Raw genomic sequence first — 7,557 nt, forward strand, 5'->3', positions numbered from 1 at the left:
ACCTTATGAAAATTAATATAATTTTTGCATGAGTATATCCTAAATTTATTTACAAATTTTCCTGGCAAATTTTTCATTAAAACTTCAGCTGGGTTTGGGCTAAAAAAGTGATACTCCACATAGTAAATTAATGAAAGTGCAGATATGCACGGGATGATATTATGACGACTCAGGAAGAAATTAGATTAGCGCAAGCTTTGGATCGCATAGTTCATTGGCGAAGATGGGGGCCATATTTGAGCGATCGCCAATGGGGAACAGTACGCGAAGATTACAGCCATAATGGTAGTGCGTGGGATTATTTTACCCATGACCAAGCCCGTTCTCGCGCCTATCGTTGGGGAGAAGATGGAATTGCCGGAATTTCAGATAATCACCAACGACTTTGTTTTGCCATTGCCCTTTGGAATGGTGAAGATGCTATTCTCAAAGAACGAATTTTTGGTCTCACCGGCAATGAAGGCAATCATGGCGAAGATGTCAAGGAATATTACTTTTATTTAGATAATACTCCTACTCATTCTTATATGAAAATGCTGTATAAATATCCACAAGCAGCATTTCCCTACTCGCAATTAGTTGCAGAAAATCAACGCCGCAGTCGTGAAGAACTAGAATTTGAATTACTAGATACGGGTGTATTTGATGATGACCGCTACTTTGATGTTTTTGTAGAGTATGCCAAACATTCTGCGGAAGATATTCTTATCCAAATTACAGTAGTAAATCGAGGATTAGAGGCAAAAACACTCCATGTTCTACCTACTCTTTGGTTTCGCAATACTTGGTCTTGGAATGGGGATGATAACAAACCTATTTTAAAAGAAGTTAAAGTAAGTGATACTTGTAATATCATTGAAGCATCTCATTTAACTTTAGGAATGAGGTGGCTTTATTGTCAACAAGCAACTGAGGTTTTATTTACAGAAAATGAAACTAATTCCCAAAAATTATTTGGCTATAGTAATACATCTGCTTATGTAAAAGATGGTATTAATGATTATATTGTCCAAGGATTAAAAGCGGCTGTAAATCCAGATAAAATAGGTACTAAAGCAGCCGCTAATTATATATTAACAGTTGGTGCAGGTGAAACTAAAATTGTGAAATTGCGACTCAGTAATACACAAAATTTAGTTGAGCCATTGGGCAAAGATTTTGATGAAATTTTTAACAAACGACAACAGGAAGCAGAGGAATTTTATCAGCGAATTGTACCACATTCTTTGAGCGAAGATATGCGGAATGTACAGCGACAAGCTTTTGCTGGAATGTTGTGGAGCAAGCAATTTTATCATTACATTGTAGAGGATTGGCTAAAAGGCGATGGCAACGCCCCATCCCCACCACCAGAACGCCAAAATGGCAGAAATCAAGAATGGTTTCATCTATATAATGAAGATATTCTTTCTATGCCTGATAAATGGGAATATCCTTGGTATGCTGCTTGGGATTTAGCATTTCATACCATTCCTTTGGCAATGATTGACCCAGAATTTGCAAAATATCAATTGGATGTTTTAACACGGGAATGGTATATGCATCCTAACGGGCAAATTCCTGCTTATGAATGGAAATTTAGTGATGTTAATCCTCCGGTTCATGCGTGGGCAACTTGGCGAATTTATCAAATTGAACAAAAAATTTATGGACGAACAGACAGACAGTTTTTAGAAAGAGTTTTTCAAAAGTTGATGCTGAATTTTACCTGGTGGGTAAATCGAAAAGATGCCAAAGGTAATAATGTTTTTCAAGGTGGATTTTTAGGATTAGATAATATTGGTGTATTTGACCGCAGTGCAGAACTGCCCACAGGCGGACACATTGACCAATCCGACGGTACAAGTTGGATGGGAATGTATTGTTTAAACATGTTAGCTATTGCCTTAGAATTAGCCAAGACTAATCCTGTTTATGAGGACATTGCTACTAAGTTTTTTGAGCATTTTCTGTATATCGCTGATGCCATGAATAAGATTGGCGAAATGGAAGTTAGTTTATGGAACAAATCCGACGGTTTTTACTACGATGTACTGCATTTAAATGAGCAGCAGATTACCTTAAAAGTCCGGTCAATGGTAGGATTAATTCCTCTGTTTGCCATTGAAACAATTGAACCAGAAACATTAAAAATGCTTCCTGGTTTCAAGAAGCGATTAGAATGGTTTATCTGCAACCGTCCTGATTTACGACAGAATGTAGCTTGCATGGAAACCACAGGAATTGGTGCTAGGAGATTGCTGGCGATCGCTTCTAGAGATAAACTCAAAAGTATTCTCCAAAAAATGCTAGATGAAAGCGAGTTTTTCAGTTCCTACGGTATTCGCGCACTTTCCAGATTTCACGCCGAACATCCCTATATCTTTGATGTCAACGGTTGTCAATTTCGTGTAGATTATGAACCTGCTGAATCTAGTAGTGGCTTATTTGGTGGAAATTCTAATTGGCGCGGCCCTATTTGGTTTCCAGTGAATTTTTTACTAATTGAATCTCTACAAAAGTTTCATTCTTATTTAGGGAATGATTTTCAATTGGAATGTCCAACCGGTTCTGGTAAGATGATGACACTCCGCGAAATTGCATTAGAACTATCTCAAAGGTTAATGAGAATTTTCTTAAAAAATTCCTCTGGTAAACGACCTGTTTATGGTGCAACATCAAAGTTTCAAAATGACCCCCATTGGCAGAATTTAATTTTATTTTATGAATATTTTCATGGTGATAATGGTGCTGGAATTGGAGCCAGTCACCAAACAGGATGGACTGGCTTAGTTGCTAACTTAATCCAGGAATGTGGCGAATATAAAACACAATATCATGGACAAAACAATGATGAAGAAAAAAAGGCGATCGCTTTAACATAATTCTTATGTTAATTTATATCGATCAATAAATCTCCAGCTTCTTTGAAAAATCGGAGATTTGAAATATCTTCCTTGAATTATAACCAAATTCATCATTAACAAAAATTAGTCACTTTTAATAGTTATGGTTTAATTATTCATCGGCAAATAAAGACTCTAAATTTCGATAACCGCTGGCAACACGAATAATACTAATTCCGTCTTCTCTTGGATAGTAGAATATAATGTAATCATCTACAACAAAACCGCGTAAATTTGGTACAAACCTTGCATAACTTTTTCCCATATTAGGAAAATTAGCTACTAATTTACACTTCTGGCGAATGTCATCAAAAAGCTTACTTGCTGCTTTTGGGTTACTACGGGCAATATATTCACAAATTTCGTCTAAATCTCGAATTGCTGCATCTGAAAGTGAATAATTGTTCATTCAGAAGATTCCTCAGCAATTTTACGAATTTTTTCTTGGAATCTGGCAAATACAACTTCACCATCAGTTACTTGTCCCTTAGCGATTTGTTCAGTTCCTAAAGCAATTTTTTGCCGTAATTCTTCAATTCGCTGCTCTCTTTCTTGTAGCAGTTTAAAGGCTTCATTTATTACATCATCTGCACTAGCGAATCTACCAGTTGCAAGCTGCGCCTGAATAAATTGCTCTAATTCTGGCTTAATTTGGATGTACATATTTTCTCACTTTATATAATTAATACTGTTATTATCTTTGTTCTAACAACATTGACACATAAAAAGCAATTGTTCGTTATGGCTACCTCGCTTGTGTGAGTTTGCTAGATTTGATGTTATTTTCAGCTTGCTTGTTACCTGCTCCTTTTAAGTAGGATTATATCAAGCGATCGCTTTGACAAATCTTCATAAATGACTATATTGACAATCCCAGATTACGTATGCAAATGTGTATTTAGGACAACATAAATAATCGCACTCTAAAATGCAAGTTTTTGGTGTTGTCTCAGCAGCAGAATTCCTGGTTTACTGCCAAGCTTCGTGTCATCCCTTCAGCTGAGTATTCAGCCCAATGTCAGGTCAACCGATTGACTAGACTTTCAAAGGGAAGATGAGATGTTTGGATAAATATTCAGGGGACGGGATGACGCGAAACTTGGTAGTAAGCCAGGAATTCTACGGCTGAGACTTCAACCAAACAAAAGCTTAGATAGCAAATTTTTTCATAGGGGAAGATTCATTTTTGATAATTTTCCTCAAAATAAATTTGCTAACACTAGATGTGTGATATTCCATTGCTGTTGCAAACATTAACTAAAATGGAAAATCAAGACAATGAATTCGAGACAAAAACGTAATAAAAAACAGCAACTTCTTGATTTATATGACTCTAACTGTTGGTGGTGTCGCCAGAATCTACCCCAAGAAAAGCTGACGATTGAACACCTTTTACCTAAGAGTCGTGGAGGTTCTAATTCTTTTGAAAACTTGCGTCTTTCTTGTTTTAAGTGTAATAACACTCGTGGAAACAGTATTTATCCGCCTATCTGGATAAAAGGTAACTATTTCTAAATAGTAGCTCAAATTTTTGAGTATTTTATCTTGCAGGGTAGGTATCTTATCTACCCTCCTCAATCAATTGGCTAAGACAAAAAAACAAAAGATAAAAATGCACAAACTTCTCAAATTTCGTGATGAAAAACTTCTACGCCGTGCGCTGACTCACCGTTCTTATGTTCATGAAAACCCAGGAGAAGGCGAACATAACGAACGCCTAGAATTTCTCGGTGATGCTTTGCTGAATTTCTTAAGTGGGGAATATCTTTATCGCCGTCATCCAGAAAAGGGAGAAGATGAATTAACGCGGCGGCGTTCTGCGTTGGTGGATGAAAAGCAGCTAGCAAAATTCGCTGAAGAAATAGATTTAAACTTTAAAATGCGCTTAGGAAAAGGTGCTATTCAAGACGGAGGATATTATAATCCCAATTTACTTAGCAGCACCTTTGAAGCTGTTATTGGTGCTTATTATCTAGATAATAATTCAGATATTCAAGCAGTTCGCGCAATTATAGAACCACTGTTTAATTCTGTACCCGAACAAATTGTGATTTCCCGTTCTAATGTAGATGCAAAGAATCGCTTTCAAGAATGGGTACAACGCAATGTTACACAAACTCCTCCTAAATATATCACAGTCCAAACAGGCGGTTTGTCCCACGCACCGGAATTTGTAGCTAAAGTACTTGTAGCTGAAAAAATCTACGGCGAAGGTAAGGGACGTAATAAAAAAGATGCTGAAAAAGCTGCTGCTGAAGATGCATTAGTTAAATTGAAAAAACAAGGGTTGGTGTAGAAATTATTTTTCATCTCACTCAAAATGTACAGAAACTAAATCAAAACTAATCCCAGGAAAATTGTTGTAATTTAAATACTTTGATATGCCTGCAAGAGATATTTATCATGATGCTGTGAAAAATGCTTTAATTAAAGAAAGCTGGATAATTACTGACGATCCCTTACATTTAAAATGGGGTCAAAAGGATATGTATGTAGATTTAGGAGCTAAACAACTCTTAGCAGCAGAACAAGGAAATAGAAAAATAGCTGTAGAAATTAAAAGTTTTGTCAGTCCCTCAGAAATGGCAGATCTCAAAGATGCCATTGGAGGATTTATTATGTATCGTGCTGTTATCCAGCGCCTAGAACCAAAAAGAACATTATATTTGGCAGTACGCGACAGCGTATTTACGACTTTGTTTGAAGAACCTATTGGTAAACTTTTAATAGAAACTGAGAATCTCAAGTTACTAGTTTTTAATCCAGAGGTTGAGAGGATTATCCAATGGACATCTTAGATAATTATCGACGCATTATTAAACAGGTATTAGTACCCTACACACAAATACCTTATTCTTACGGCGATCTTAAATGTCAAACAATTTTTGATCGCGAAAATGACAGTTATTTACTGATAACGTTAGGCTGGGATGGTGTCAAGCGAATTCATGGTTGCTTAGTTCATATTGACATTATTGATGACAAAATTTGGGTGCAACGTGATGACACAGAAGATGGAGTTACCCATGAATTAGTTGCAGCAGGAATTCCCAAAGAAAAAATTGTCTTAGCATTTCATCCACAAAATGTCAGGCAACACACAGGATATGCTGTTTCCTAAAATATCTCACATTTGCAATTCCAATGGCAAAACTACAGTGAAAGTCGAACCAACTCCCACTTCAGAAACTAAGTTAACTTCGCCTTGTAATAATTTCACTAACCGCCAAACTATTGCCAACCCTAATCCTGTACTATCAGGAAGGTAAGGACGATCGCCAGCATTTACCCGAAAATAAGGTTCAAATATCTCGGCTTGGTGTTCTGGTGCAATGCCAATTCCAGTGTCGGAAACTGCGATCGCCCATTTCTGTTTCTCCAACACTTGACACATTACAATAATAGTCCCAGACTCTGTATAACGAATTGCATTACTAATAAGATTAGTAACAACTTGTTGCAATTGAAATGAATCTGTAAGTAAATCTTGAGGAGCGCGCTGGCAATCGAATACGATTTTCAAGTTTTTCTCTACAGCTAAAGGTTCCAACATTTCACAGACATTATGAATGAGTTCCGGCACATTCGTCGGTGCTAATTGCAGTTTTATTTGTCCCGCATCATAGCGTGAAAGTTCCAACACATCATTAATTAAGTGAAGTAATTGTCTACCATTACGTAACACCCGCTCAATATGTTCTAAATTGGTATAGTTGTCTTTTACCTTGGTTTTTTTGCGTTGTTGGCGTAAAAATAAATCCGAGTATCCAATAATTGAAGTTAGGGGATGTTTTAATTCGTGGGCTAGTTGGGAAATATACTCTTGATTAGCGCTAATTAACCTTGTCAATTCCTGATTGTGCAGTGTTAATGATGTTTGTAACTGCCTCAGTTCTCGCAACCGTTCTTCAACATAACTCTTAAAACAGCGAGCGATCGCTTCATCTACAATAGCGTCAATCAAACGCATAGAACGAATAATTTCTGCCGGTGTTCCTTTCAATAAATCGGCGTGAATAGTGTCAAATATTACTGTTCTTAATAGATGATATTCTCTGGCAATTTCTGTTGCATCAAAACCTTGTTCGGCTCGAATCGCCCCATGCTCAAAACTCGCAACAATGATCGATTGAATGTCATTCTCCTCAGATTTTGAAAGTACCGTTACCATTGCTTTCAAAACACTGGGAATATGATTTCTAATGGCTGTATAAGATAAATCATCAGCACTTTCAATCCGTTGATCTTTACGAACTGCTTTCACCCACTTGTTTAGGATGATATCAGTTTTGTCAGCCAGGAATTGACTAAAATCCATTATGTTAAATTCAGCTAACAGAGAGATGAGTAAATTTCCATATGCAATTAGTTTAGCCACTAGAGCGACTTTTTACCAAAAAAAAATTCAAAATTCACCTATCAAAAGTAATAGATTTTATCTATCGTCTCGTAGATTAGCAAAAACTTGAAATATCGTTATCAAACCTCAGTACGGAATATCTTAATGTATAATATATATTTTCTTTATGAATAAAAATATAGTAGCTAACAACGTAGATCATTGATAATATTACTGCTGTATTTCTTACTAGGCAAGAATTTTTATCCTAAGATAATTCGATTTTTTAACATTTATAATATTTATAAATTAAGTAAAAACAAGGTTAATAAC

General features: G+C 36.2%; 8 protein-coding genes. 5 read left to right on the top strand and 3 right to left on the bottom strand.

All coding sequences use genetic code 11. From position 1 onward, the window contains the following. Positions 1-161: 161 nt before the first annotated feature. Positions 162-2,864: an MGH1-like glycoside hydrolase domain-containing protein gene (locus GNE10_RS29470; RefSeq protein ID WP_185569256.1), complete on the top strand. Its 2,703-nt coding sequence runs from the start codon at positions 162-164 to the stop codon at positions 2,862-2,864. A 133-nt stretch (positions 2,865-2,997) separates the two neighbouring features. On the opposite strand, the gene GNE10_RS29475 is transcribed toward GNE10_RS29470, so the two are convergent. Further along, positions 2,998-3,294 carry a type II toxin-antitoxin system RelE/ParE family toxin gene (locus tag GNE10_RS29475; protein WP_185569258.1) on the bottom strand — a complete coding sequence of 99 codons (297 nt, stop codon included), beginning with the start codon at positions 3,292-3,294 and terminating at the stop codon, positions 2,998-3,000. Next, a complete protein-coding gene (locus GNE10_RS29480) occupies positions 3,291-3,548 on the bottom strand; it encodes a type II toxin-antitoxin system ParD family antitoxin (RefSeq protein ID WP_185569260.1) in 258 nt (85 codons plus the stop codon). Before GNE10_RS29480 ends, GNE10_RS29475 begins: the two co-directional genes overlap by 4 nt. A 615-nt stretch (positions 3,549-4,163) precedes the next feature. Between GNE10_RS29480 and GNE10_RS29485 the strand changes: the two genes are divergently transcribed. The 4 genes from GNE10_RS29485 (at position 4,164) to GNE10_RS29500 (ending at position 6,006) form a co-directional block, all read left to right on the top strand. Next, positions 4,164-4,400 carry an HNH endonuclease gene (locus GNE10_RS29485; protein WP_185569261.1) on the top strand — a complete coding sequence of 79 codons (237 nt, stop codon included), beginning with the start codon at positions 4,164-4,166 and terminating at the stop codon, positions 4,398-4,400. A 97-nt stretch (positions 4,401-4,497) separates the two neighbouring features. Next, the gene (rnc, locus tag GNE10_RS29490; protein ID WP_185569263.1) at positions 4,498-5,181 is read left to right on the top strand and encodes a ribonuclease III; all 684 of its coding nucleotides are present in this window, start codon (positions 4,498-4,500) and stop codon (positions 5,179-5,181) included. An 85-nt stretch (positions 5,182-5,266) separates the two neighbouring features. Next, on the top strand, positions 5,267-5,683 hold the full coding sequence (locus GNE10_RS29495) for a XisH family protein (RefSeq protein ID WP_185569265.1): 417 nt from the start codon (positions 5,267-5,269) through the stop codon (positions 5,681-5,683). Beyond that, positions 5,671-6,006 carry a XisI protein gene (locus GNE10_RS29500; RefSeq protein ID WP_185569267.1) on the top strand — a complete coding sequence of 112 codons (336 nt, stop codon included), beginning with the start codon at positions 5,671-5,673 and terminating at the stop codon, positions 6,004-6,006. Before GNE10_RS29495 ends, GNE10_RS29500 begins: the two co-directional genes overlap by 13 nt. Positions 6,007-6,012: 6 nt before the next feature. Here GNE10_RS29500 and GNE10_RS29505 read toward each other — a convergent pair whose 3' ends face one another. Beyond that, positions 6,013-7,203, bottom strand: coding sequence for a HAMP domain-containing sensor histidine kinase (locus GNE10_RS29505; RefSeq protein ID WP_185569269.1), 1,191 nt, complete (start codon positions 7,201-7,203; stop codon positions 6,013-6,015). Positions 7,204-7,557: the final 354 nt, after the last annotated feature.

The organism is Nostoc sp. 2RC (assembly GCF_014222165.1).
Taxonomy (GTDB): domain Bacteria; phylum Cyanobacteriota; class Cyanobacteriia; order Cyanobacteriales; family Nostocaceae; genus Nostoc; species Nostoc linckia.

Coding starts and splice junctions, on each gene's coding strand:
- GNE10_RS29470 (WP_185569256.1), top strand. CDS start 162: ATGACGACTCAGGAAGAAATTAGATTAGCGCAAGCTTTGGATCGCATA.
- GNE10_RS29475 (WP_185569258.1), bottom strand. CDS start 3,294: ATGAACAATTATTCACTTTCAGATGCAGCAATTCGAGATTTAGACGAA.
- GNE10_RS29480 (WP_185569260.1), bottom strand. CDS start 3,548: ATGTACATCCAAATTAAGCCAGAATTAGAGCAATTTATTCAGGCGCAG.
- GNE10_RS29485 (WP_185569261.1), top strand. CDS start 4,164: ATGAATTCGAGACAAAAACGTAATAAAAAACAGCAACTTCTTGATTTA.
- rnc (WP_185569263.1), top strand. CDS start 4,498: ATGCACAAACTTCTCAAATTTCGTGATGAAAAACTTCTACGCCGTGCG.
- GNE10_RS29495 (WP_185569265.1), top strand. CDS start 5,267: ATGCCTGCAAGAGATATTTATCATGATGCTGTGAAAAATGCTTTAATT.
- GNE10_RS29500 (WP_185569267.1), top strand. CDS start 5,671: ATGGACATCTTAGATAATTATCGACGCATTATTAAACAGGTATTAGTA.
- GNE10_RS29505 (WP_185569269.1), bottom strand. CDS start 7,203: ATGGATTTTAGTCAATTCCTGGCTGACAAAACTGATATCATCCTAAAC.